Origin of the sequence: Pseudorhodobacter antarcticus (genome assembly GCF_900110135.1) — a bacterium.
Taxonomy (GTDB): Bacteria; Pseudomonadota; Alphaproteobacteria; order Rhodobacterales; family Rhodobacteraceae; genus Pseudorhodobacter; species Pseudorhodobacter antarcticus.
On record NZ_FOCO01000003.1, the window covers coordinates 95415 to 121005 of the forward strand.

Sequence of the window (25591 nt, forward strand, 5' to 3'; positions counted from 1 at the left end):
ATTGGCCTTTATCGGGCGATTGTGCGGGTATAGGTTGGGCGCATTATAGCAGGAGGATGCCATGCAAGAACTGTCCCATTGGATCAACGGTCGTCACGTCAAAGGCACATCGGGGCGATTTGCCGATGTGATGAACCCCGCCACGGGCGAAGTGCAGGCACGCGTGCCGCTGGCATCAAAAGCCGAGCTGGACGCCGCCGTGGTGGACGCTGCGCGCGCGCAAGTGGCGTGGGGGGCCGTAAACCCGCAAAAGCGGGGCCGTGTGATGATGGCGATGGTGGGGTTGATCAACCGCGATATGGAAAAGCTGGCCGAGGCGCTGTCGCGCGAGCATGGCAAGACCATTCCCGATGCCAAGGGCGATGTGCAGCGCGGATTGGAAGTGATTGAATATTGCATCAACGCCGCCCAGATGTTGAAGGGCGAGTTTACCGATTCTGCGGGCCCCGGCATTGATATGTATTCGATGCGCCAGCCGTTGGGGGTTGCGGCGGGCATTACGCCGTTCAACTTTCCGGCGATGATTCCGTTGTGGAAAATGGGGCCAGCGCTGGCTTGCGGCAACGCGTTTATCCTGAAACCGTCGGAGCGTGACCCTTCGGTGCCGTTGATGTTGGCCGAATTGTTCAAAGAAGCAGGCCTGCCAGACGGGGTTTTGCAAGTGATCAACGGCGACAAAGAGTCGGTTGACGCGATTTTGGACAATGAGGTGGTGCAGGCGATTGGGTTTGTCGGCTCCACCCCGATTGCGGAATATATCTATGGGCGGGGCTGTTCCAACGGCAAGCGCGTGCAGTGTTTTGGTGGTGCGAAAAACCATATGATCATCATGCCAGACGCCGATTTGGATTTGGCGGCGGATGCGTTGATTGGGGCCGGGTTTGGTGCTGCGGGGGAGCGCTGCATGGCGATATCCGTGGCGGTGCCTGTGGGGGATGCCACGGCGGATGCGTTGATCGCCAAGCTGATCCCGCGGATTGAGAAGTTGAAGGTGGGGCCATACACCGCTGGTAATGATGTGGATTATGGCCCGGTGGTGACGGCGGCCGCCAAGGCGAATATTTTGGCGCTGGTGGAAACTGGGGTCGCGCAAGGCGCCAAGCTGGTGGTCGATGGGCGCGGGTTCAAGCTGCAGGGGTATGAGCAGGGCTATTTCGTGGGGCCGCATTTGTTTGACCATGTGACCACGGATATGGACATTTACCGCAAGGAAATTTTTGGTCCGGTGCTGTCGACCGTGCGGGCCAAAACCTATGAGGAGGCATTGGGGTACGCCATGGACCATGAATATGGTAATGGCACCGCGATTTTTACGCGGGACGGCGACACAGCGCGTGATTTTGCAGCAAGGGTGAATGTGGGGATGGTGGGCATCAACGTGCCAATTCCGGTGCCACTGGCGTACCACACCTTTGGCGGTTGGAAAAAGTCGGGCTTTGGCGATTTGAACCAGCATGGGCCGGATGCGTTCCGGTTTTACACGCGCACCAAGACGGTGACATCGCGCTGGCCCAGTGGGATTAAAGAAGGGGCGGCGTTCAATTTCAAAGCGATGGATTGAGGGCTGGAGGCTTTGGGGAAAACCTGCCTTGATGTGAACAGCGCCGGGGGGCTTTGCCGCCCCCCGGACGCCCCGCAGGTATTTTCGCCAAGATGAATAGGCTTGCAACAGTGTTAAAAAGGTTTTGAATTAAACGGGTGTTCAATTCCGTGGGGTGAGGTGTGATGAACCTGTCTTTGAGCGAAGAGCAGTTGGCGATTTTTGAGATGGCCAAGGGATTTGGGGCAACAGCGATTGCGCCCTTTGCACGGGAGTGGGACGCGGCGGGGGAGATACCGAAAGCGTTGTGGCCTGAGGTGGCGGCGCTGGGGCTTGGCGGGATTTATGTGTCCGATGCGTTTGGCGGGTCGGGATTGTCGCGGCTTGATGCAACGCTGGTGTTTGAAGCGTTATCAATGGCCTGCCCATCGGTGGCGGCTTTTTTGTCGATCCACAATATGTGCGGCGGCATGATTGATAAATTCGGGTCGGATGCCGCGCGGGCGCGTTGGTTGCCCACGATGTGCCGGATGGAGACTGTGTTTTCCTATTGTTTGACCGAAGCGGGGTCTGGGTCGGATGCGGCGGCGTTAAATACTCGCGCGGTGCGGGACGGCGATACGTGGCGGATGACCGGGGCCAAGGCGTTTATTTCGGGCGGCGGATATTCGGACGCGTATATCGTGATGTGCCGCACGGGCGCTGCGGGGCCAAAGGGGATTTCGGCGGTGATTGTGGAGGATGGTGCGCCGGGCCTGTCGTTTGGAGGGCTGGAGAACAAGATGGGCTGGCGGTCGCAGCCGACGCGCGCGGTGCAATTGGATGATTGCGCGGTGCCTATTGCGAATTTGTTGGGCGAGGAGGGGCGCGGGTTTTCCTATGCCATGGCGGGGCTGGACGGGGGGCGGTTGAACATTGCCGCCTGCGCGTTGGGCGGCGCGCAAGCAGCACTTGATGCTACGTTGACCTATATGGGGCAGCGGCGCGCGTTTGGGCAGGCGATTGACCAGTTCCAAGCCTTGCAGTTTCGACTGGCGGATATGGAAGTGAAGCTGCAAACCGCGCGGGTGTTTTTGCGCCATGCGGCGAGGTTGTTGGACGCAGGGGCTGCGGAGGCGACAAAATTCTGTGCCATGGCAAAGCTTTATGTGACCGATGTGTGTTTTGACGTCGCCAATGACTGTTTGCAGATGCATGGCGGTTACGGGTATTTGGCCGATTACGGGATTGAAAAGATTGTGCGCGATTTGCGGGTGCATCAAATCTTGGAAGGCACCAATGAAATTATGCGCGTGATTGTTGCGCGGCAAATGTTGGCGGACCGGGGATGATTGATATTCGGGTGGAGGGGCGCTGTGGGCGCGTGACGTTGGCGCGGCCTGAGGCGCTGAACGCGTTGAGCGAGGCGATGTGCATAGCGCTAGACGCGGCCTTGGTTGCCTGGGCCGATGGTGATGCGGTGGATTTGGTGGTGATTGATGCTGTGGGGGCGCGCGCGTTTTGTGCGGGGGGCGATATTGCCGCCCTTTATGCCGCTGGGATTGCGGGTGACTTTGCGCATGGCACAGATTTTTGGCGGCGCGAATATCGGATGAATTTGGCGATTGCGGCCTATGCCAAGCCTGTGGTCAGCTTGATGCAAGGGTTTACGATGGGCGGCGGTGTGGGCGTCGGGTGCCATGCGCGCCACCGTGTTGTGGGGGAAACCAGCCAGATTGCGATGCCTGAATGTGGGATTGGTTTGGTGCCGGATGTGGGCGGGTCGTTTTTGCTGGCGCTGGCGCCGGGGCGGTTGGGCGAATATTTGGGCACCACGGGGGCGCGGATGGGGCCTGCGGACGCAATTTACGCAGGGTTTGCGGATATTTTTGTGCCCGAAGCGGCGTGGCCTGCAATGATTGACGCGCTGGTGGCGGAGGGGATTTCGGCGCTGGCGCGGTTTGACGCGGTGCCGCCTGCGGGCGTTCTGGCGGAAATGCAGGGGGCGATTGATCGGAATTTCGGCGGTGAAACGCTGGGCGATATTCTGCGGGCGCTGCGCCATGAGGACAGCGATTTTGCGCGGGATGCGCTGGCGGCATTGGGGCGCGTGTCGCCGCTTGCGGCCAGTGCAGCCGTGGAAATGCAGCACCGTTTGGGCGACAGCCCCACCCTGCCCCGCGCGCTGGAATTGGAGTATCGGTTTACCTTTAGGGCGCAGGAAAAGGGGGATTTTCTGGAGGGTATTCGCGCGATGGTGATTGATAAGGACCGCGCGCCAACGTGGTTGCATCGGGATATTGAGACGGTAAGCGGGGCGCAAGTGGCGGCAATGTTGGCCCCGTTGGGTGCGATGAAATGGACATCAGGAGACGCAGCATGAAAATTGGGTTTATCGGTTTGGGCAATATGGGCGGGCCGATGGCGGCCAATTTGGTGGCGGCGGGACATGAGGTGGTGGGGTTTGATGTGACTGCCGCGATGCCTGCGGGTGTTGTGGCAGCGGGTTCGGCGGCGCAGGCGGCGGACGGGGCGGCGGTTGTGATCACCATGCTGCCGAACGGGGCGATTTTGCGCGATGTGGCGGCGCATTTGGTGCCTGCGATGGCGGCGGGCGCGGTACTGTGTGATTGTTCCACCGTTGATGTGGACAGCGCGCGGGAGGTGGCCGCGATGGGCGTTTTGGCGTTGGATGCGCCGGTATCGGGCGGGGTTGGCGGGGCCACGGCGGGAACGCTGACCTTTATGGTGGGCGGGCCTGTTGAGGCATTTGGGGTTGTGGCACCGTTGTTTGACATTATGGGCCAAAAGGCGGTGCATTGCGGCGATGCGGGTGCGGGCCAAGCGGCCAAGATTTGCAACAACATGATCTTGGGCGTGACGATGATTGCGACCTGTGAGGCGTTTGCGCTGGCAGATAAGCTGGGCCTGTCGCGCGAAAAGATGTTTGATGTGGTCAGCACATCCTCGGGGTATTCGTGGACCATGAACGCCTATTGCCCTGCCCCCGGTGTGGGGCCGAAAAGCCCGGCTGACAATGGGTACAAGCCCGGATTTGCGGCGGAACTGATGCTGAAGGATTTGCGATTGTCACAGCAGGCGGCAGAAGCGGTGGACGCGGACACGCCGATGGGGGCGGCGGCGGCGGCCCTTTATGCGCAGTTTGTGGAGGATGAGGACGGGCACGGGCGTGATTTTAGCGCGATGTTGCCGCGGTTTGAAAAACGCGGGCGCGGCTGATCTAGGTCAATTGCGATTATTTGAATGTGTTATATGCTGTGCCAAAGGGCCGCGCGGTGCGGGCCGTAAATAAGGAGATGATCATGTTCAAAACCAATGTTGGCGGCATGGACCGGGTGTTGCGGATTGTGGCGGGGCTGGCGTTGATTGGGGCGTATTTTGCGCTGCCGGGGTTGGCTTGGGGCTGGTTGTTTTTGGTGTTTGGGGCGGTGGCGCTGTTTACGGGCCTAACGCGATCTTGCCTGCTGTATCAGGTGATTGGCGTGAACACCTGCCCGATGAAAAAGTGAAACGGGGGGCGCTTGCCCCCCTATTCCGCTGCCAGTTTGCGCGGCTTTAACATGTCTTTGAGGTAGCGGCCGGTATGGCTTGCCTCCACTTTGGCGACATCTTCGGGGGTGCCGGTGGCCACGATATAGCCGCCGCCATCGCCGCCTTCGGGGCCAATATCAATCACCCAATCGGCGGTTTTGACCACATCAAGGTTGTGTTCGATCACGATGACGGTATTGCCTTGGTCCACCAGTTCATGCAGCACCTCTAGCAGTTTTTTCACATCTTCAAAGTGCAGGCCCGTGGTCGGCTCATCAAGGATATAAAGCGTGCGGCCCGTGGCGCGGCGGGCAAGTTCCTTGGACAGTTTGACGCGCTGCGCCTCACCGCCCGACAGGGTGGTCGCGGATTGGCCGACGCTGATATAGCCAAGCCCCACACGCACCAGCGCATCCATCTTTTCGCGGATGCTTGGCACAGCTTGGAAAAACCCTTGGGCATCTTCAACCGTCATATCAAGAACGTCTGATATGCTTTTGTTTTTGAACTTAATTTCCAAAGTTTCACGGTTATAGCGTTTGCCTTTGCAGGTTTCGCATTGCACATAAACATCGGGCAAAAAGTGCATTTCGATTTTGATGAGGCCGTCACCTTGGCACGCCTCACAGCGCCCGCCCTTCACGTTGAAACTGAACCGACCGGGCAAATAGCCGCGCGCCTTGGATTCCGGCAGGCCCGCAAACCAATCGCGAATGGGGGTGAAAGCGCCCGTGTAAGTGGCGGGGTTGGAGCGGGGCGTGCGGCCAATGGGGCGCTGGTCAATGTCGATGACCTTGTCGAGATGTTCAAACCCCTTGATGGTTTCGCAGGGCGCGGGCGTTTCATGCGCGCCGTTCAGCCGGGTGGCAGCAGTTTTGAACAACGTCTCAATCGTCAAAGTGGATTTGCCGCCGCCCGAAACACCCGTGACGCAGACAAATTTGCCCAGCGGAAATTCCGCGGTGACGTTTTGAAGGTTGTTGCCGGTGGCGTTGACCACGGTGACCTTTTTGCCCGACCCTTTGCGCCGCACCTTTGGAATGGCGATTTCGCGGGTGCCGATCAGGTATTGGCCGGTGATGCTGGCAGGGTCGGCCATAACTTGGGCCGGGGTGCCGTGCGACACCACCATACCGCCATGCACGCCAGCGCCCGGCCCCATGTCGAACACATAATCCGCCTCACGGATGGCATCCTCATCATGTTCCACCACCAAAACCGAATTGCCTTGATCGCGCAGGTTTTTCAGGGTGGTCAGCAAGCGGTCATTGTCGCGCTGGTGCAACCCGATGCTGGGTTCATCCAGCACATAAAGCACGCCCGTAAGGCCGGAGCCGATTTGGGACGCGAGCCGGATGCGCTGGCTTTCGCCGCCCGACAGCGTGCCTGCGTTGCGCGACAGGCTGAGGTAATTGAGGCCGACGTTGATCAAAAACCCAAGACGTTCGCGAATTTCCTTAAGGATCGCGCGGGCGATTTCGTTTTTCTGGTTGGTCAGATGTTCGGGGACCGAACTTATCCAATCATGCGCCTCCGATATCGACATTTGCACGACTTGGCCCGCGTGCAGGCCCGCGATTTTCACGGCCAACGCCTCGGGGCGCAGACGGTAGCCGTTGCAAGCACCGCAGGAACGGTTGTTTTGGTAGCGTTCAAATTCTTCACGCACCCAGTTGCTGTCGGTTTCGCGGAAACGGCGTTCCATGTTTGGCACCACGCCTTCGAACACGCGGCTGACCTGATAGACGCGCCCACCTTCGTCATAGCGGAACTTGATTTCTTCGTCGCCCGAGCCGCGCAGGAACACTTGGCGCACTTTTTCAGGCAGATCTTTCCACTTGGTTTTGGCATCAAATTCGTAATGTTTGGCAATCGCTTCAATGGTTTGCATCGAATAGGGCGATTTGGATTTGGCCCAAGGTGCCAGCGCGCCTTGGTAAAGCGTTAGGTTTTGATCGGGCACCACAAGGCGTTCGTCAAAGAACAGCTCCATCCCCAGACCATCACAAACCGGGCAGGCACCAAAGGGGGCGTTGAAGGAAAACAGGCGGGGTTCGATTTCGGGAATGGTGAAACCCGACACCGGGCAGGCAAATTTTTCGCTGAAGGTGGTGCGGGTGGCATCATCATTGGCGAGTTCCAGAATGGCGATGCCATCGGCAAGGTTCAGGGCGGTGCGCAGGCTGTCGGCCAGCCGGGTTTCAATGCCTTCCTTGACCACAATCCGGTCCACGACTACGTCGATGTTGTGGCGAAATTTCTTGTCCAAGGTCGGCGCGTCTTCCAATTCATAAAACGTGCCGTTGACCTTTACGCGCTGAAAGCCCTGTTTGCGTAGGTCCATAAATTCCTTTTTATATTCGCCCTTACGGTCGCGGATGATGGGGGCGAGCAGGTAGGCGCGGGTGCCATCCTCCATCGCCATGATGATATCCACCATGTCCTGGACCTGCTGCGCGTTGATGGGCTTGCCCGTGGTGGGGCTGTAGGGCGTGCCCGTGCGCGCGAACAAAAGGCGCATATAGTCGTAAATTTCCGTGACCGTGCCCACGGTGGAGCGCGGGTTTTTTGAGGTGGTTTTTTGCTCAATGGAAATGGCGGGGGACAGGCCCGAGATGTGATCGACATCGGGTTTGCCCATCATATCAAGGAATTGGCGGGCATAGGCGCTGAGGCTTTCGACATAGCGCCGCTGCCCTTCGGCATAGATCGTATCAAACGCCAGCGAGGATTTGCCAGACCCCGACAGCCCCGTGATGACCACCAACTGGTCACGCGGGATGCTGACATCGACGCCTTTGAGGTTGTGCTCGCGCGCGCCGCGCACCTCGATAAATTTTTGATCGGCCATATATCACCCCACGTTTCAGGGCCATAGATAGGGGGTTTTGCGCGAGTCTCCAATCCTTAAACGTGAACGATTGGTGAACGTATGGGCAGGATTTGAAATTAATCTGGGCGCAGCATGCGGCGGTGGGTTTGAACGCTGTGGATTGCGATGCCAAGCAGGCTGGGCAGCAGGATAAACAGCGCAAGGCCGGTGGCCCCCTGCCCCACGATCAAGGCGGCCAGCAAGGGCGTGCCCGTGGTGGTGCCAAGGTTGCCGAGTTGGGCGATGGCCCCGGCGGCGCGGGCCCGCGATTGCGCCGTTGGGTTCAGTTGGGCCACGGCGGCGAAACTGGCCCCTTGGACAATACCAAGCGTGCCCGCAAGCGTAAGGGCGGCGGCGACGGTTTGCCAGCCCGTGCCCCATGTCGCCCACAGCCAAAGGCTGGCCGCACAAGTGGCCGCAAAACCGAGTTGCACGAGGTAGACGCCCGAGACGCGGGTAAGCGCCCAGACGCCAAGGGTGAGCGACAGCGCGATGGAGACAAGCGGCATGGCGGTGGCGATGAACGCCTGATGCGGGCCGCCGATTGCGGGGGGCAGCAGCGTGAGGAGCGCGACGTAGGTGAGCGTATAGCAGAAAAACCCCATCGCGGGGGCGGCAAGGCGCGGCGAGGCGTAGATTTGCGCGTGCTGGCGGCCAAGGTTGGTCAGCGGTTCGGGAACAGTTTGAGGTGTATCAGGGGGAAGAGTTAGGCGGATTAAGATAGCAAAAACAGCCATATAGGCGGCATGGGCGAGAAACAGCGCGCTGTCGCCGTAAGCTGCGACAAGGGGGATGCCAAGCCATGCGGTAAGGGCGAAGGAGACGGCGAAAAAGCTGCTCCACAGTGTCATGGCGAGGCCAGTGTGGCGCAAAGGGGCGGTTTGCGCGATCATCACGGGGGCGGCGACGACGAGGGCGAGGTGGGAGAACCCCTCCACCGCGCGGAGGGTGAGGAGGACGGGGAGTGGGGGAAACAGCGATTGCAGCGCAGATAGCACGGCCCCTGCCCAGAGCGCCCAGACCAGCACGCGGCGGTAGCCCAAGCGTTGCACCAAGAGGCCCGCCGTGGTGCCAAAAATAAGGCCGATCAGGCCGACGATGGAAACAACAGCGCCGATGGTGACATCGGTGGCGCCCGCGTAATGAGAGGCGATGCGGTCGAAAAGAATGGAGATTTTGCCAAATTGGGCGGCGGCCCCAAGGCCCGCCCCCCACAGGATGAGGATGATGACAAGAGGGGATGCGCGCATCAGACCCCACTGGCGAGTAACGCGCGGATTTTGGTGGCTTTCTCAAAATGGTCAAGGCGGTGGGTGGCGATCCACCACTCCGCCGCTTGCATCAGCAGCGGCGGAGTGGTGTTTTTATTGGCGAAAAACGCGTAGAAAGACAGCCCCACAGCATCACCTTTTTGGGCGATTTTGGCATCGCAGATGGCGATGGCGTGTTGGCGCAGGGCTGTGTCCATCACATGTGAATCGCGATGCCGTAGGCGTCCAGCACCGATTCGTGCATCATTTCCGACAGGGTTGGGTGTGGGAAGATGGTGTGCATCAGATCTTCTTCGGTGGTTTCCAGCTGACGGCCGATCACATAGCCTTGGATCAGCTCGGTCACTTCGGCCCCGATCATGTGCGCGCCGAGGAGTTCGCCGGTTTTGGCGTCAAAAATGGTTTTGATCAGACCATCGGATTCGCCAAGAGCAATCGCTTTGCCATTGCCGATAAAGGGGAAACGGCCGACTTTGATCGTGTGGCCCGCCTCTTTGGCTTTCGCCTCGGTCAAACCGACACTGGCGATTTGGGGGTAGCAATAGGTGCAGCCGGCGATGGAATTTGGCTTGATCGGATGCGGGTGTTTGCCTGCGATCAATTCGGCCACCATGACGCCTTCGTGGCTGGCCTTATGGGCAAGCCATGGTGCGCCTGCGATGTCGCCGATGGCGTAAATGCCATCAACCCCGGTGCGGCAAAATTCATCGGTGACCACATGGGTGCGGTCGATTTTCACGCCCAACGCCTCCAGGCCCAACCCTTCGGTATTGCCGACGATGCCCACGGCGGAAATGACGGTGTCAAATTCCATAGTTTCGGTTTTGCCGTTGGATTCCAGATGTGCGGTAACATTCCCCCCCCCTTTTGAATCGGGCGCTTTGTCCAGTTTCTTGACCGTGGTTTTTTCCAGAATTTTCATGCCTTGTTTGACAAAGGACTTTTTCGCAAAGGCCGAAATTTCGGCGTCTTCCACGGGCAGGACGCGGTCCATCACCTCTACCACAGTGGTGTCAGCACCCAGCGTGTTGAAAAAGCTGGCAAATTCAATGCCAATGGCACCCGACCCGATGACCAGCAGCTTTTTCGGCATGCGTTTGGGTTCCAGCGCGTGGCGGTATGTCCAGACCAAATCGCCGTCGGCCTCGAGGCCCGGCAGGGTGCGGGCGCGCGCGCCTGTAGCGAGGATGATGGCGGGGGCTTCCAGCTCCTCCACCCCTTTATCGGTTTTCACCGACACTTTGCCTTTGGCGGGGATGGTTGCGTCGCCCATAATCACGGTGACTTTGTTTTTCTTCATCAAATGGCCAATGCCACCCGACAACTGCTTTGCCACACCACGTGACCGGGCGACGACCGCAGGCAGATCATAGGAGACACCCGTGGCGGACAGGCCAAATTCCTTGGCGCGGTGCATCAAATGGAACACTTCGGCAGAGCGCAGCATAGCCTTGGTGGGGATACAGCCCCAGTTCAGGCAGATGCCGCCAAGGTTTTCGCGTTCCACAATCGCCACGGTTTTGCCCAGTTGCGACAAGCGGATTGCGGCGACATAGCCCCCCGGACCTGCCCCGATTACGACCACATCAAATTTCTTGGCTGCCATGTTTCTTCTCTCCCTAGAAAAAGTAGTTTGCCATTAAACTATATTTTACGCACGAGCAATGTTCCTACCGCCTAAGGTCTATGCGCTGGGTGCATAGGTGCGTTTGTCGCGTCATTCTAAACTGCGCACCGTGGCCGCATAGCCGCCATTTTCCAGAAACTCCTTCTCCTCATCCGTGGAAATGCGCCCCAAGGCTTCGTTGCGAAACGGAAAGCGGGCAAAGCGCGCGATGATCGCTTGGTGTGCGCGGGCGTGCAGGGCGGTTTCAGGATTGTCCATGCGGGTGGTGAAACAATCGACCGACAGCGTCTGATCGCCTACATCCTCGGCATGTTCAAAGGGCAGGTAGAAAAATTGGCGTTCGGGGGGGGGCGCGTCAAGGTCCCAGCCTTGCGCCAACGCGCGGCGGGCGGCGTCGCGGGCGATTTCATCAGAGGCAAATGCGCGCGGGTCGCCGCGAAACATGTTGCGGGGAAATTGGTCGGTTAGGATAAGAAAAGCGAGCGTGCCTGCGGCCCCATCGACCCAGTGATCCAGCCCGCCTTCAAGGGCCGCCTGCCACAGATCGCCAAACCGTTCGGTGATTTCAGCATCGACATCCGGGTTGACCGCGTACCAGCCTTTGGGGCCGACATCGGCCAGCCAAAATTCCAAAACTTCAACCGGGTCTGACATTTAGGCCCCTTGCCTCGTTCCTATTAAAGGCAGCGTGGCAGGTTTGGCGCAGGCGTGCAATGGCGGTTTTGGGGTCAATCCTGGGGGGCGGTTCGGGGTGCGGGGCCGTGTGTTGCCTCTGGCCCCTCGCCGTCCGCTTCGGTCATCGCGGCGCCCACGAATACGGCGGTGGCAGATGGCGACATCGCGGTATAGCTGGAGGTGGCATCGGCGGAGCGGCGGCGCAGGGTCATGCGCAAAACCGCATAGATGGACAGGACCGCAAACAAGATGGCCATGAACAGGAAAAACCCGCTGGGCCCGACCAGCCCCATCACCCAAGCGGTGATCAAAGGCCCGGAAATCGCCCCAAGCCCGTTGATAAACAACAGGCCCGCAGAGGCGGCGGCCATATCGGTGCGGTCCAGATAGTCGTTCACATAGGCCAGCAACAGCGAGTAAAGCGGGTTTGACACGGCGCCCCCCAAAGCACCCACAAGGCAAAGCGCCCAGAATGGCACATCCCAGATCACCGGAATCATCAGCCCAATCGCGCCGACAATCGACACGCCAAGGATAACTTTGCGCCGATCAATCCGGTCTGACAGCCAGCCGATGGGATATTGCGCAATCATGCCGCCCACATAAATGCCCGCGATAAAGATCGAGATTTCGCGCACCGTCAGGCCCGCTTGGGTGCCCCACACCGCCGCCATGCCAAACTGCGCCGCAAACACGCCGCCAAGCAAGAACATGCCCACGCAGCCCAAGGGGGAGGCGGTGTAAAGGCGTTTGAACGACAAGGGTTTGGTGGATTCGAACGCCGGGGCCTTGGCCACCGACAGCAAGATGGGGGTGAAGGCGAGCGAGACGAGGATGGACGGGATGACAAACAGGATAAACCCGCCGGGGTCGCCAAGGTTCAAAAGCCCTTGGGCCGCGATGATGCCGATCATCTGCACGATCAGGTACAGCGACATGGCCTGCCCACGATTTTCATTGGTGGAGGCGTCGTTTAGCCAGCTTTCGGCGGTGATATAGACGCCACAAAATGAAAAGCCGATCAAGACGCGCAACAGCGACCATGCGATCCAATTTGGGGCGACCGCATACAGGATGAGGACGGCGGAAATGAGCGAGCCGAGCGCCGCGAACACCCTGACATGGCCGACGCGGCGGATCATTTCGGGGGCCATGCGCGACCCGAACAAAAAGCCAAGGAAATAGCAGGACATGACGATGGACAGTTCAAACGTCGACATGTTTTCTTGCGCGCCGCGAATACCCAGCAGCGACCCTTGCATGCCGTTGCCCAGCATCAACAGCATCATGCCAAGCAAGAGCGCCCAAGAGTTTCGCAAGACTGCCAGCATGATATCGCCTTTCCGTTCGTCGTTTCATACGCCAAGGCGGCGTTTTGGTCTGGTTGGAACCCGACACCAAGGGCAAGGTAAGCGGCGTTTGCGATACGCAAAGAGGGGCTAGGAGGGCGCAGCTATCAGCAATGACGCGTCACCGTAAGAGAAGAAGCGGTATTGTTTGGCCACCGCATGCGCATAGGCGGTTTGCATCCGCCCCTGCCCCATCAATGCCGCTACCAGCATGAGGAGTGTGGATTTGGGCAGATGGAAATTGGTCATCAACGCATCGGTGGTTTGAAAGGCAAAGCCGGGATAGATGAAAATATCGGTTTCACCCACCCACGGTTCCACCCGGCCCGTGGCGCGGGCAGCAGATTCGATTAGGCGCAGCGCGGTGGTGCCCACAGGGATGATGCGCCCGCCTGCGGCACGGGTTGCGTTAATCTCCGCCACGGCGCGGGGTGTCACCTCGCCCCATTCGGCGTGCATTTTATGGGTGGTCACGTCATCGACTTTGACGGGCAAAAAGGTGCCTGCGCCGACATGCAGCGTCACTTCGGTCGTGGTGACGCCCATTGCTGCCAGTTGGGCCAGCAACGCATCGTCGAAATGCAGGCTGGCGGTGGGGGCGGCCACGGCGCCTGCGCGGGTGGCGAAAACAGTTTGATAATCGTCGTTGTCTTGGGCATCGGGGGCGCGTTTGGCGGCAATATAGGGGGGCAGCGGCATGGTGCCTGCGGCCTGCAACGCGGCATCAAAATTATCTCCGGTTTGGTTGAAAGTCAGGCGCAGATCGCTGTCGGATTTTTCCGCGACCGTGGCGGTAAGGCCGCCTGCGAATAGGATGTCTTCGCCAACCATCAATTTGCGCAAGGGTTTGGCCATCGCACGCCACCCGCCGCGCGCATCCGGTTCCATCAGGGTGATTTCGATCTTGGCCGAGACCGGGCCTTGGGCCGATGCGCGGTGGCGCGCCCCGATCAATCGCGCCGGAATGACGCGGGTGTTGTTCAGCACCAAACGGTCACCCGCGCGCAAAAGGGATGGCAGATCAAACACATGGCGGTCGTGCAAATCGTCGCCTTGGACAACCAACAGGCGTGCGGAGGTGCGGGGGCGTGCGGGGCGGGTGGCGATCAACGCCTCGGGCAGATCAAAATCAAAATCGTCGAGTTTCACTCATTCGGCTCCAATTGGGGCGGGGCTGCGCGGAAAATTTCGCGAAACATGCCGGGGGTCAGGATGGACAGCGGGTTGACGCCAACCACGGGGGATTTGGCGGTGCCTTTGACGGTGTAGTTAAAGCCAAACAGCCCTTCGCCCTTGCGGGTTAGTATGGACCCGATGCCGTTCAAAAGGTAAATGGGGGAAATGACGCCTTGCACATCCAGCCGCCCACCGTTCAGCACATAAAGTCCCGAGGCAGAGACGCCCAGCGATGCCCCGGTGGCCGAGGCGCGCGCGATTTGCACCGCGCGGGGCGACAAACGAAACGTCGCTTCGGTTTCAGTGAACAACAAACCACCGCCTTGCAACTGGTCCAACAGGCCGACCACCGAAATCGCGTTGATCAATTCGGCCAAGGCGGGGGCCTTGCGGATGCGGATGTTTTGCATCGCCAACTGCCCGTCATAAGTGCCTTTGTCGCCTGTCGGGGTCAAGATCAGCTCCATCTCGCCGCCTTCGGCATTTGGGAAAATTTTGGCGGCGGAAAACACGGACCCCGCATCCCGCGCGCGCAGGCGGACGGCGGTGCCTTTCAGGCTGGGGGCAAGGCTGCCTTGGACCGATGTTTGGCCATTGACGCGGCCCGTGAAATCGCCCGCCAACCCGCCTGCGCGCGGGGTCAGCGTGCTGCGAAAGGCGGTCAATTCCATCCCATCCGTCACGATCAAACGGTCGAGCGCAAGCCGCAGCGGTTGGCCAGAAGGGGCAAGGCGGTTGCTGCCCGTGTCGGGCAGGCCGCGCAAATCCAATCGGCCCGCCGTCAGCGCAATGGCGGGCGCGCGGCCCCGGCCCTGCCCCGAAAGCTCCACCGCGGCATCCAGCCAAGTGCCAAGTTTAACCGATGTTAGCCGCGCCAATTCCAGCCCCCCATCATCGCCAAGGGTAATGGCCCCCGTGGCGCGCAGGCCTGCGGCGTTCAAGGTTACGCTGTCAACACGGGCGGGTTTGCCCAAAGTGATGTTCAACGCCAGATCGCCCGTATCGCGGCTGCCTTTGGCCCATCCCAGCGCCGGGATCGCCATGCCCACGCCCGCAAGGTTGGATCGCAGCGCCAGTTTGGGCGGCGCGCCTGTCGCCATATCCAATTGCAAATTCGTGCGCCCCTGCCCCGATATCAGCCCATCGGGCAAAGCGACGCCCAGCTTGGCGGCGGCAGATTGGCTAAGTTCGGCGGTGCCCGTGACTTGGGATACACCTTTGGCGGCAGGGTCAAAGGATTTGGTAAAGCGCCCATCAAAGGGGACATCTTGCAAAAACCCCTTGCCCGCAATCGCCATGCCGCGCGGGGTCACATCAATCGCCAAACGGTCCGCGCGCAAGGTGCGCCCCGGCACCACCCGGTCCGAGGAAAAGCCCGTGATCACGCCCGACACGTCATAATCCACATCCGTGATCGTGGTGCCGCGCTGCAAAGGCAAACGCACGCTGGCCACCACCGCCGCTTGACCCGTGCCCAGATCGACGGGCAATTTGGCCTTGGTCATAAATTCAAACGGTTTTTCATCCAGCAGCGACAGCGCATCGGTCACATCGCCGCGCGCATGTACCGCAATTTCGGCGCGCGCGGGTTTTTGCGTCACATCGGGCACAGCAAACACCGACCCCGCCACATCCAAGCGCCCACCTGCGGGGGAGGTGACCCACCCTTCCTCCAGCACCAAAGAATAAGAGGTGCCTTTGACCACGGAATAGCCGCGCCCGTTTTGGATGGGAGGCAAGGTTTTCAAAAACCGCACATCCGCGCCGGAATAATCATAGCCAAGCGCAAAAATCGGTTCCGCCCCCGGCGTGGCGCGAAATCCGGCGCGGACGTTTTCCAGCAGCCCCTCTTGCACATTATCAGCGACCCAATCGCGGGTTTTGGGCACGACTTGCGGCGGCCACAGCGCCAGCAGGCGGTCATGGTTAATCTGGTCCAGATGGGCATCAATTGCCACGGCCCAGCCAAGCGGCCCTGCGTCGACCGTGCCCGAAGCGTTGATGTGCTGGCCGTCTTGGGTCAGGCTGATTTGGCCAATGTCGATGCCAAAAGGATCAAGGCGCAAGCGGAAATCTAGCGCGCCGACGTCAAACGCCACAGGCGCGTCCAGCAGCCCTTGGGGGTCCAGTTGCAAGCTGTCGATCTGAATTTGCGCCAACACTTGGGCGGGCAGGCCCGTGGTGACGCCCGGCAAATACGCGTGGCCCGATGCCTTTAGCAGCAAATCCTTGCTGTTGACGGTCCATTCGCGCAAATCAAGACGTTCGCGCGCAGGGTCATAGCCGAAAAACAACGACGCGCTTTCAAACGCGACGGGTTTGGTTTGCGGCGTGGGGCGCAGCGCGCCTTGGTCCAGCGTCAGGCTGGCGTCCAGCGATGACAGCGCGCCCGTGGCATCCAAAGTAGAGGCGATTTTGCCCGAGATTGGCGCATCGACCACGCCCAGCCACGCCAAGGGGGCAGCATGCAGCGCCAGATCGGCGGCGGCGACACGGTCCACCGTGACGGTCATGCGGGCACTGGCATCGGATTTGGCGGCGATCAGGGTTAAGGTGGCTTGGGCGGGTTGGCCAAGGCCACCGCCCGCCGTGTTGCCCGTGACAGAGCCGCCCAGTTCCACCGCCAGATCATCCGCGCGGTTGCCCAAAATCAGGCGACCATCGCCCAGTTCCCAGCGCCGCCCCAACAGTTGATCATCGACCGTGATGGTTAGGGCCTGCGCCTCCATCTGGCGCAAAAAGGACAGGCTGGGATGGTCCAATGCGGTGAGGATGGCGGGAATGATTTGCGGCAGGGTTAGCAATTGGCGGGTGGGCAGGTTCAAAGCTTGGGCCAAGTTAAACTGGCCTTGCGCATCGCGTTTCAGTTGCACATTGGCGCCAATCAACCGCAAGCTGCGCAGGCGCAATTTTCCCGTGGCCAGCGCTTGCGGGTCCAGCGCCACGCGCAATTCGGGCAGCGACAGCAAGTCTTGGCCGCCTTTTTCCAGCAGGCGCACATCTTCCAGCCGCAGGCGCGGCACCCAATCTGCATCCACCACAAACACAGCGCCACCCAGCGACAGCGATGCCGCATCGCCCGACAACTCTTGCAGCGTGGTGTTCAGGCGCTGTTCCGCCTCGGCCACCGCCCAAACGGGCAAGCGGATGGGTTTTCCGGTCAGCGCAAGGCCTGCAAACAGGCCCGCGGTGGTTAGGAAAATCAGCGTGGGCATCAGCCAATAAGCGCCGAAACGGTGGGGTTTGGGGCTGCGTTTGGGTTTGGCGGGTGCGGTGTCGCGCGCGGGCGTTGTGGTAGCGGGTGGGGTGGGTTCGGGGATGGGTTCGGGTATGCGAATGGGTGCGCTGTCTGGCGCTGCACTGTCCCCCTGCCCTGTCACACCAAATGTTGGCCCGGTCGGCTGATCGGCCATGCCCGCATAACCCTTTTACGTTTTACCCGTTGCCCTGCCGGGAATTGCCTTTATCTTTGCCTGAATACAGGCCCAAACACAAAACACAACCTTGACAGGACAGGATATTTTTCATGCCCAGCATCGGCGATATGGCCCCAGATTTCACCCTGCCCCGCGATGGGGGGGCGACCTTGTCCTTGTCCGGTCTGCGCCCGGCCCGCGTTGTGGTGTATTTTTACCCCAAGGATGACACCACGGGCTGCACGATTGAGGCAAAGGATTTCACAGCACTGGCGGCGGATTTTGCAGCATTGGGCGTGGTGGTGATTGGGATTTCCAAGGACAGCGTGAAAGCGCATGATAAGTTCGTTAAAAAACATGACCTTGGCGTGATCTTGGCGTCAGATGAAGGCGCGCAGACCTGCGAGGATTACGGGGTTTGGGTGGAAAAGCAGATGTATGGCAAAACCTATATGGGGATTGAGCGCGCGACATTTTTGATCGGTGCAGATGGGCGCATTGTGCAAGATTGGCGCAAAGTGTCCGCCAAAGGCCATGTTGATGCGGTGCTGGCAGCGGTGCGCGGCGCATGACATTGTCGCTGGCCGCGCGCGCCGTTGAGGTGCTGACAACCGCCGATGGGCGCGCCAAAACCGCGCTGGGCAGGCGACATGCCGCCGAATGGTTGGCAGCACGGGCGGCGGGCACGCCCTTGCCCATCGGCCACGCCGCCCCGCCCGACCGCCCGGCGCGGCCCGATACGCCAGAAGTGATGTCACCCCGCGACATGCCGCGCCGCCGCCCCGGATCGCCTTTGGGGCGCGCAGCACTTTTGCACGCGGTAGCGCATATTGAATTGAACGCGGTCGATTTGCATTGGGATATTATCGCGCGATTTTCCCACATTCCCATGCCTTTGGGGTTTTACGACGATTGGGTGCGCGCCGCCGATGATGAGGCCAAGCATTTCAACCTGATGTGCGATTGCTTGGAGGCGGCGGGCAGCCATTACGGCGCGATGCCCGCCCATGCCGGCATGTGGCGCGCCGCCGAAGATACCGCACATGACCTGATGGGCCGCTTGGCCGTGGTGCCGATGGTCCTAGAGGCGCGGGGGCTGGATGTGACGCCCAGCATGATCGAGGTGTTTGAAAAAGCGGGCGAGGCGGGGCCCGTGGCCGCGTTAAAAACCATCTATGCCGAGGAGGTATCGCATGTCGCCTACGGCTCCAAATGGTTCAACTGGCTGTGCGGGCAGCAGGGATTGGACCCAAAGGAGGCATTTCACACGCTGGTGCGACAGTATTTCCATGGGGTGTTAAAGCCGCCGTTTAATGAGGAAAAACGCGCCGATGCGGGCCTGCCACCCGATTTTTACTGGCCCCTGACCGAGCGCGAGGCGGCGGCAGACCCCGCCTGACCCCTAGAATAATCGGCGGGAACCTGCCTGTTTTATTACAAAAACCCTTTGTTTTGGCTTAGGGCGGTCAACAGCCTTGCGCCAAAGGGCTGTGGTTTGTATCCCTTGGCACAGCGGTGTCGGGCAGTCTTAGGGCTGGCGGCACTGTTATTTGGATTAACAACACCGGAACATGTTCAGTGCTGAAGCGCCTTTCTTATCGGATCAACACAGCGGTGGGCCGCTATTTCCCTGAACAACGGCTGTTCTTGAAATCTGATTCTGATACGCGCTTTATCCGCCTTCAACCCGTGACCCAAGCGGTTGCGGTGACAGTGGGGGCCTTGTGTTTGGGGTGGACGATTCTGGCGACATCCATTCTGATGATGGAATCGATTTCCGCAGGATCGGGGCGTGACCAAGCGCAAAGGCAACAAGCGCTGTACGAGGCGCGGCTGAATGCGCTGTCGGCGGACCGCGATTTGCGCGCCGAAGAAGCGGTGCGCGCCCAAGAGCGTTTCAACTTGGCATTGAAAGAAGTCAGCGACATGCAAAGCCGCCTTTTGGCGTCCGAGGATGGGCGGCGCGAGATGGAAACCGGGATTGACGTGATCCAAAGCACGCTGCGCCGCACGATCAAAGAACGCGATGAAGCGCGGGCCGAAAAAGAAACGCTGACCGCATCCTTGCAGGCGCAAACCGGGTCGGGCCGCACCAACCAAGGCCGCGTGCGTGACGCCGATGCCACTGTTGAAATTCTGGCCGAGGCGCTGGCGGGCACCGCACAACAGCGCGACAGCATGGCCGTGGTCGCCATGGCCGCCAAGGAAGAAACCGACGCGCTTGCCGTGCAGAAAAAAGCGCTGGAAACCAAGAACGACGTGATTTTCGCCAAGCTGGAAGAGGCTGTGACCATTTCGATGGAACCCTTGGACAAGATGTTTCGCGCAGCGGGCATGTCGCCCGATGATTTGCTGAAATCTGTGCGGCGCGGATATTCCGGCCAAGGCGGGCCGCTGACGCCGTTCAGCCTGTCGACCAAGGGCGAAAAGTTAAGCAATGATGAAATTCGCGCCAATGCGATTTTGCAAGGTTTGGACCGGATGAACCTGTACCGCCTTGCCGCCGCCAAATCGCCTTTTGCGTCGCCCATCAAATCGGCGTTCCGCTTTACCTCTGGTTTTGGGTATCGCCGTGACCCCAAAGGGGCTGGCACCCGGATGCACGCGGGCACCGATTTCGCGGCGAGCCATGGCACGCCGATTTATGCAACCGCTGATGGTGTTGTGACAATGGCAGGCTGGAATTCCGGCTATGGCCGCCAAGTTAAAATCCAGCACGAGTTTGGAATTGAGACAAGTTACGCCCATCAGTCAAATATCCGCGTCAAAGTTGGACAAAGGGTATCGCGTGGCGAGCGTATCGGTGATATGGGAAGTTCAGGCCGGTCTACTGGCACTCATCTTCACTACGAGGTTCGGATCGGGGGCAAACCTGTTAACCCGATGACCTTTATCAAGGCAGCGACAGATGTTTTCTAAAAGCAAAATCAACGAACCCGGCCCAAAAGCTGAGGCAGAAAAAACACCCGCACCAGCGGCAACAGCACGCACGGGGATGGAATTCACATCCTCGGCGCCAAAGGCAAAGCCTGCGGCATCGCTGTTGTCGTCGGATTTGACGATCACCGGCAACCTGCGCACCACGGGTGACATTCAAGTTGAAGGCACGGTTGAAGGCGATATTCGCGCCCATTTGCTGACTGTTGGCGAAACCGCCACAATCCGTGGTGAAGTGGTTGCCGATGATATCGTGGTCAATGGCCGCGTGATTGGCCGCGTGCGGGGGTTGAAGGTGCGCCTGACATCGACCGCACGGGTTGAAGGCGACATCATTCACAAATCCATCGCTATCGAATCGGGCGCGCATTTTGAAGGGTCTGTGCAGCGGCAAGATGACCCGCTGGCGACAGGTCGTATGGCCACGCCTGCGGCAGCAGCAGCGTCCCCTTCCCCACAACAGCCTGCCCCGGCCCCAAAGCCGCCAACAGCGCAAAACAATTGATCCCTTTGGGATTCGAACGAAATGGGCATCCCTGACGGGGTGCCTTTTTTATGTCAACGCGCGGCGGTACAGGTGCCAAGTGGCATGGCCCAGCACGGGCAGCACGATAAACAAGCCCAAAAACCCAATTGCGATGCCCGCAAACAGCAGCACAGCAATCATCAGGCCCCAGATCAGCATCCGGCGCGGGTTGGCCTGCACCACAGACACCGATGTGATCATGGCGGTGATAAAATCCACCTCGCGGTCCAACAACAACGGCAAGCTGACTACGGTCAGCGCGAACAACACACCCGCAAACACCGCACCTATCACAGTGCCAACGGCCAGCATGGTCAGGCCATTGACGGTCAAAAACACATCAAACGAACTGCTTATATTGGTCATCACCGTCAGCCCCAAGAACAGCGCAAAAATCATATGGGCCAGAAAGTTCCAGAACAGGAAAAACACCACAACCACCACAGCGATGGACGGGATTTGACGGTCTTTTTGCCGCGCGATCACGCCCAGAACGGCGCGCCATGACAAGGGTTCGCCCGCCTCCAACCGCCGGCTAACCTCATATAACCCGCAAGCAATGAAGGGCCCAAGGATGGGAAACCCTGCGGCGGCGGGCAGCGTCCACCAAATCTGGCCACTGACGGTCAGCGCGTAAACGATCAACCAGCCGCCCGCAACATAAACCCCTGCGAAAAACAACCCAAACATCGGCGCACGGGTGAAATCGCGCCAGCCCGCCAACAAACACGCGCGCAGATCGCCGGGGGCAAGAATAAGCACTTTGGGTTTGTGCGCAGCGATTGGGGCGGGGTGTGACATATGGCCTCCTGTCGGTTGACAGCAGCCTAACCAGCGCGCGCCACAGGGAAAAGCGGTATTTGGGGGTCAGCCCTCGGCGTTCGCCTCGGCCCGGCTTTTGCCTGCGACGTCCATCGCCAAAGTGGCTGCCATGAACTTGTCCAGATCGCCGTCCAGCACCCCTTGGCTGTCGCTGGTTTCCACCCCGGTGCGCAAATCCTTGACCATTTGGTAAGGTTGCAACACATAGGACCGAATTTGGTTGCCCCAGCCTGCATCGCCCTTGTTTTCATGGGCGGCGTTGATGGCGGCGTTGCGTTTGTCCAATTCCAACTGGTACAGGCGCGCGCGCAGGGCAACCATACACGCATCGCGGTTTTGGTGCTGCGATTTCATCGAACTGGTCACGACGATATTGGTGGGCAAGTGGGTGATGCGCACGGCGGAATCGGTGGTGTTGACGTGCTGCCCGCCAGCACCCGAAGACCGGTAGGTATCAATCCGAATGTCGCGGTCGGGGATATCAATTTCGATATTGTCATCGACGACCGGATACACCCAGACCGACGAAAACGACGTATGGCGCCGCGCCGCACTGTCATAAGGGCTGATGCGGACCAAGCGATGCACACCCGATTCCGACTTTAACCAGCCATAGGCGTTGGGGCCGCTAATCTTGTAGGCGGCGGATTTGATCCCCGCCTCTTCGCCATCCGACATGGATTGCAATTCAACCTTATAGCCCTTTTTCTCGGCCCAACGCACATACATGCGCGCCAGCATCGACGCCCAATCACAGCTTTCGGTGCCGCCCGCGCCCGCGTTCACCTCTAGGAAGGTGTCGTTGCCATCGGCCTCACCGTTCAGCAGCGCTTCCAGCTCCTTGCCACGGGCAAGTTCCAGCAGGGCGCGCAAAGCATCCTCGGCCTCGATCACGATCTCGGTGTCGCCCTCGGCCTCACCCAGCTCGATCAAGTCCGTGTTGTCGCGCAGGCCGGTTTCAATCAGTTGGTAGGTGGAAAGCTGGTCCAGAATGGCTTGGCGTTCGCGCATCAGCTTTTGCGCCTTGGCAGGGTCATTCCACAGATCGGGGTTTTCGATCATGGCGTTGAATTCTTCCAACCGATGCGGCGCGGTTTCCAAATCCATCCGCTGCCCCAAAAGAGACAGCGATTTGCGGATGGTTTCCACATTGGACAGGGTTTCGGCGCGCATTGGGGTGTTTCCTTCAGGGGGTCTTTTGCGACTTGGTCTTAACGGGTTGGGGTATGACGCGCAAGGCGGCCCCTGCAAGGCCGCCTCTATACAAATCACATGACAGGTTAATAAAGCCCGCCCGAACTGACCGACCCAAAGTTCGCCTTTTTTGGCAAGGCCTTGGTCTTGCCGCTGGCCGTGGTCACGGTATTGGTCGCCGGGCCATCATCGCTTTCGCCATAGGCAAACAGCGGCAGGTTGGACCCCATGCCAAAGCCGCCATCAACCATGGCACCTATGCCCAAAATCGGGTCCTCTCCCTCGCGGAAATACTCGGACACCACGTTCGGCCCGCTGGCATCATCAGGCAGCAGCGCCCCGGTAAACCGGTCGATTTTCTTGAAATAACCGCCCGGTGGCACCTTAAATTTGGTGCCGCCATACTTGGTCACCGCCTTTTGCATAAAGCGTTCAAACACTGGGCCGCAGACCGTGCCACCATATGCCGACCCCATAGAGCGCGGGTTGTCATAGCCGATATAGCAACCAGCCGCGATGTTGGACGAAAAGCCCACAAACCACACATCCTTGGCATCGTTGGTCGTGCCGGTCTTGCCAGCAATTGGCACGGGCAGGTTAATGCCCTTGGCCGTGCCGCGCTGCACCACACCTTCCAACATCGAGGTCAGCTGATAGGCGGTGATCGCATCCATCACGCGTTCGCGGTTGGACGTAATATTGGGCAATTCGCGCGGGTTCAGCGATGCCAACTGGCAATCATTACACACGCGCTGGTCGTGGCGGTAAATCGTTTTGCCATAGCGGTCTTGGACACGGTCCACCAAGGTGGGTTCCACCCGTTCGCCCCCATTCGCAAACATTGCATAGGCGGCGACCATTTTGAACAAAGTGGTTTCTTCTGACCCCAAAGAGTTCGCCAAAAACTGCCCCATGCGGTCATAAACCCCAAAGCGTTCGGCATAGCTTGCAACCACGTCCATGCCAATTTCTTCGGCAATCCGCACGGTCATCAAGTTGCGCGACTGTTCAATCCCGGTGCGCAGCGTGGTGGGCCCATAGTATTTGTCGGATGAATTGCGTGGCCGCCAGATGCCTTGGGGGGTGTTCACCTCAATCGGGGCATCGACGACGATGGTCGCAGGGGTAAAGCCGCTGTCGAGTGCTGCCGCAAACACAAAAGGTTTGAAGCTGGAGCCGGGTTGACGCTGCGCCTGGGTCGCGCGGTTAAAGACGGAATGTTGGTACGAAAACCCGCCCTGCATCGCCAAAACGCGGCCCGAATCCACGTCCATCGCCATAAACGCGCCTTCAACTTCGGGCACTTGGCGCAAGGTCCAGCGAATAAAGCTGCCATCCGCATCCTTGGTCATGGCGCGGATATGCACCACGTCGCCCACCGACACCAAATCGCCCGCAACCCGCGCTTTTTTCCCCAAACGCCCGTCCGATTGGCGTTTGCGTGCCCAAGTCACATCCTCGGCCGGGATGGTGCCAAGGTCTGCCACCCGTTCGATGCCAACGGTCGCATCGGTTTCGCCCACGGCCAGCACCACAGCAGGCCGCCAGCCGTCAATATCGCGGGCAATATCGGTGGCGGCCAAGGCGTCACGCCAGCTTTCCTCGGACGACAAAAGGCTGGGGTCGATGGTCTTGCGGGTGCCGTTCCAAACGCCAATGCCGCGGTCAAAATTTTCAAGCCCGGCTTGCAGCGCTTTTGCCGCCTCGGCCTGCAATTCGCGGTCGACGGTGGCGCGGATGGTCAGGCCACCGCCGAAAAATTCATCCTCTCCAAAGGTGCCGGACAATTGGCGGCGGATTTCATCGGTGAAATAATCGCGTGGCGGCAAAGCATCGCGAAACGCCGGATAATCGCCATTTTGCACGGATTTCAGCGGCAGTTCTTTTTCCGCTCGGTAAACATCCTCAGAAATATAGCCGTTTTGCCACATTTCGCGCAGCACATAATCGCGGCGTTCGGTCACGCGCTGTTTGGCGGTGACGGGATGATAGCGCCCCGGCGCTTGCGGCATGGATGCCAGCATTGCCGCCTCATGCGGGGCAAGTTGTCCCAGCGTTTTGTTGAAATACGTCTGCGCGGCGGCGGCCACCCCGTAAGAGTTTTGACCGAGGAAAATTTCGTTCAAATAGAGTTCAAGAATACGGTCCTTGGACAGTGTCTCTTCAATCCGCGTGGCCAGAATGATCTCTTTGATCTTGCGTTCGGCCTTGCGTTCGCCGCCCAGCAAAAAGTTTTTCATCACCTGCTGCGTGATGGTGGACGCACCGCGCACGGTTTCGCCACGGGTTTTGATCGCCTCGACCGCCGCCGCCGCGATGCCGCGCGCATCATAGCCGTGGTGGGTGTAAAAGTTTTTATCCTCGGCACTGATAAACGCGTTTTTGACCAAATCGGGAATTTCTTGCGAGCTGGCAAAAATTCGGCGTTCTTTGGCAAATTCGTCCATCATCGCCCCTTCGCCGGAATAAATCCGGCTGATGGTGGGCGGGCTGTATTGCGCAAGGCTTTCGTGGCTGGGCAAGTCCTTGCTGTACATGTAAAAAACCGCGCCAATCGACAGCGCGACAAAGAACAAACCCATCGTCACAAGGGTGAACAGGCCGCCAAAAAATGAACCGATAAACCTGATCACGGCAGCGTCCCCATGTTTTCCA

General features: G+C 59.5%; 20 protein-coding genes. 9 read left to right on the forward strand and 11 right to left on the reverse strand.

The features are described 5' to 3' along the window. Nucleotides 1-61 precede the first annotated feature (61 nt). From BMY36_RS02275 to BMY36_RS02295, 5 genes are all read left to right on the forward strand, one after another. Nucleotides 62-1561, forward strand: coding sequence for a CoA-acylating methylmalonate-semialdehyde dehydrogenase (locus tag BMY36_RS02275; protein ID WP_050520214.1), 1500 nt, complete (start codon nt 62-64; stop codon nt 1559-1561). Between the two features lie 164 nt (nt 1562-1725). Beyond that, on the forward strand, nt 1726-2871 hold the full coding sequence (locus BMY36_RS02280) for an acyl-CoA dehydrogenase family protein (RefSeq protein ID WP_050520213.1): 1146 nt from the start codon (nt 1726-1728) through the stop codon (nt 2869-2871). Then, entirely contained in the window at nt 2868-3902 is a 1035-nt protein-coding gene (locus tag BMY36_RS02285) for an enoyl-CoA hydratase/isomerase family protein (protein WP_050520212.1), read from the forward strand. The genes BMY36_RS02280 and BMY36_RS02285 overlap by 4 nt, the downstream gene beginning before the upstream one ends. After that, entirely contained in the window at nt 3899-4759 is an 861-nt protein-coding gene (gene mmsB, locus BMY36_RS02290) for a 3-hydroxyisobutyrate dehydrogenase (RefSeq protein ID WP_050520211.1), read from the forward strand. The genes BMY36_RS02285 and mmsB overlap by 4 nt, the downstream gene beginning before the upstream one ends. An 83-nt stretch (nt 4760-4842) precedes the next feature. Then, nucleotides 4843-5049 (forward strand): YgaP family membrane protein, encoded by a 207-nt coding sequence (locus BMY36_RS02295; RefSeq protein ID WP_050520297.1) that lies wholly within the window; start codon nt 4843-4845, stop codon nt 5047-5049. Between the two features lie 20 nt (nt 5050-5069). Here the strand turns inward: BMY36_RS02295 and uvrA are convergent, their stop codons facing one another. The 8 genes from uvrA to BMY36_RS02335 all read right to left on the reverse strand — a co-directional run bounded on the left by uvrA (nt 5070) and on the right by BMY36_RS02335 (nt 17454). Then, nucleotides 5070-7922: an excinuclease ABC subunit UvrA gene (gene uvrA, locus BMY36_RS02300; protein WP_050520210.1), complete on the reverse strand. Its 2853-nt coding sequence runs from the start codon at nt 7920-7922 to the stop codon at nt 5070-5072. A gap of 98 nt (nt 7923-8020) precedes the next feature. After that, the gene (locus tag BMY36_RS02305) at nt 8021-9193 is read right to left on the reverse strand and encodes an MFS transporter (RefSeq protein ID WP_050520209.1); all 1173 of its coding nucleotides are present in this window, start codon (nt 9191-9193) and stop codon (nt 8021-8023) included. Next, nucleotides 9193-9411, reverse strand: a complete 219-nt coding sequence (locus tag BMY36_RS02310; RefSeq protein WP_050520208.1) for a DUF6500 family protein — start codon at nt 9409-9411, stop codon at nt 9193-9195. Before BMY36_RS02310 ends, BMY36_RS02305 begins: the two co-directional genes overlap by 1 nt. Next, a complete protein-coding gene (gene lpdA / locus BMY36_RS02315; RefSeq protein ID WP_050520207.1) occupies nt 9411-10820 on the reverse strand; it encodes a dihydrolipoyl dehydrogenase in 1410 nt (469 codons plus the stop codon). Before lpdA ends, BMY36_RS02310 begins: the two co-directional genes overlap by 1 nt. 111 nt (nt 10821-10931) lie before the next feature. Beyond that, a complete protein-coding gene (locus BMY36_RS02320) occupies nt 10932-11495 on the reverse strand; it encodes a DUF924 family protein (protein ID WP_050520206.1) in 564 nt (187 codons plus the stop codon). A 74-nt stretch (nt 11496-11569) separates the two neighbouring features. Then, nucleotides 11570-12847, reverse strand: a complete 1278-nt coding sequence (locus BMY36_RS02325) for an MFS transporter (protein ID WP_050520205.1) — start codon at nt 12845-12847, stop codon at nt 11570-11572. A gap of 108 nt (nt 12848-12955) precedes the next feature. Beyond that, complete coding sequence (queA, locus tag BMY36_RS02330; protein ID WP_050520204.1) at nt 12956-14014, reverse strand: tRNA preQ1(34) S-adenosylmethionine ribosyltransferase-isomerase QueA; 1059 nt, start codon at nt 14012-14014, stop codon at nt 12956-12958. Beyond that, nucleotides 14011-17454: a YhdP family protein gene (locus BMY36_RS02335; protein ID WP_050520203.1), complete on the reverse strand. Its 3444-nt coding sequence runs from the start codon at nt 17452-17454 to the stop codon at nt 14011-14013. The genes queA and BMY36_RS02335 overlap by 4 nt, the downstream gene beginning before the upstream one ends. A gap of 113 nt (nt 17455-17567) precedes the next feature. On the opposite strand from BMY36_RS02335, the gene BMY36_RS02340 reads away from it, so the two are divergent. The 4 genes from BMY36_RS02340 to BMY36_RS02355 all read left to right on the forward strand — a co-directional run bounded on the left by BMY36_RS02340 (nt 17568) and on the right by BMY36_RS02355 (nt 20899). Beyond that, nucleotides 17568-18029: a peroxiredoxin gene (locus tag BMY36_RS02340; protein WP_050520202.1), complete on the forward strand. Its 462-nt coding sequence runs from the start codon at nt 17568-17570 to the stop codon at nt 18027-18029. After that, nucleotides 18026-18856 (forward strand): ferritin-like domain-containing protein, encoded by an 831-nt coding sequence (locus BMY36_RS02345; protein WP_050520201.1) that lies wholly within the window; start codon nt 18026-18028, stop codon nt 18854-18856. The genes BMY36_RS02340 and BMY36_RS02345 overlap by 4 nt, the downstream gene beginning before the upstream one ends. Nucleotides 18857-19035: 179 nt before the next feature. Next, on the forward strand, nt 19036-20376 hold the full coding sequence (locus tag BMY36_RS02350; protein ID WP_050520200.1) for a M23 family metallopeptidase: 1341 nt from the start codon (nt 19036-19038) through the stop codon (nt 20374-20376). Continuing rightward, on the forward strand, nt 20366-20899 hold the full coding sequence (locus tag BMY36_RS02355) for a bactofilin family protein (RefSeq protein WP_050520199.1): 534 nt from the start codon (nt 20366-20368) through the stop codon (nt 20897-20899). Before BMY36_RS02350 ends, BMY36_RS02355 begins: the two co-directional genes overlap by 11 nt. A 48-nt stretch (nt 20900-20947) precedes the next feature. Here the strand turns inward: BMY36_RS02355 and BMY36_RS02360 are convergent, their stop codons facing one another. The 3 genes from BMY36_RS02360 to BMY36_RS02370 all read right to left on the reverse strand — a co-directional run bounded on the left by BMY36_RS02360 (nt 20948) and on the right by BMY36_RS02370 (nt 25569). Then, a complete protein-coding gene (locus tag BMY36_RS02360) occupies nt 20948-21721 on the reverse strand; it encodes a DUF2189 domain-containing protein (RefSeq protein WP_050520198.1) in 774 nt (257 codons plus the stop codon). A 66-nt stretch (nt 21722-21787) separates the two neighbouring features. Further along, nucleotides 21788-22915: a peptide chain release factor 2 gene (gene prfB / locus BMY36_RS02365; protein WP_050520197.1), complete on the reverse strand. Its 1128-nt coding sequence runs from the start codon at nt 22913-22915 to the stop codon at nt 21788-21790. Nucleotides 22916-23022: 107 nt separating this feature from the next. After that, nucleotides 23023-25569, reverse strand: coding sequence for a penicillin-binding protein 1A (locus BMY36_RS02370; protein ID WP_050520196.1), 2547 nt, complete (start codon nt 25567-25569; stop codon nt 23023-23025). Nucleotides 25570-25591 lie beyond the last annotated feature (22 nt).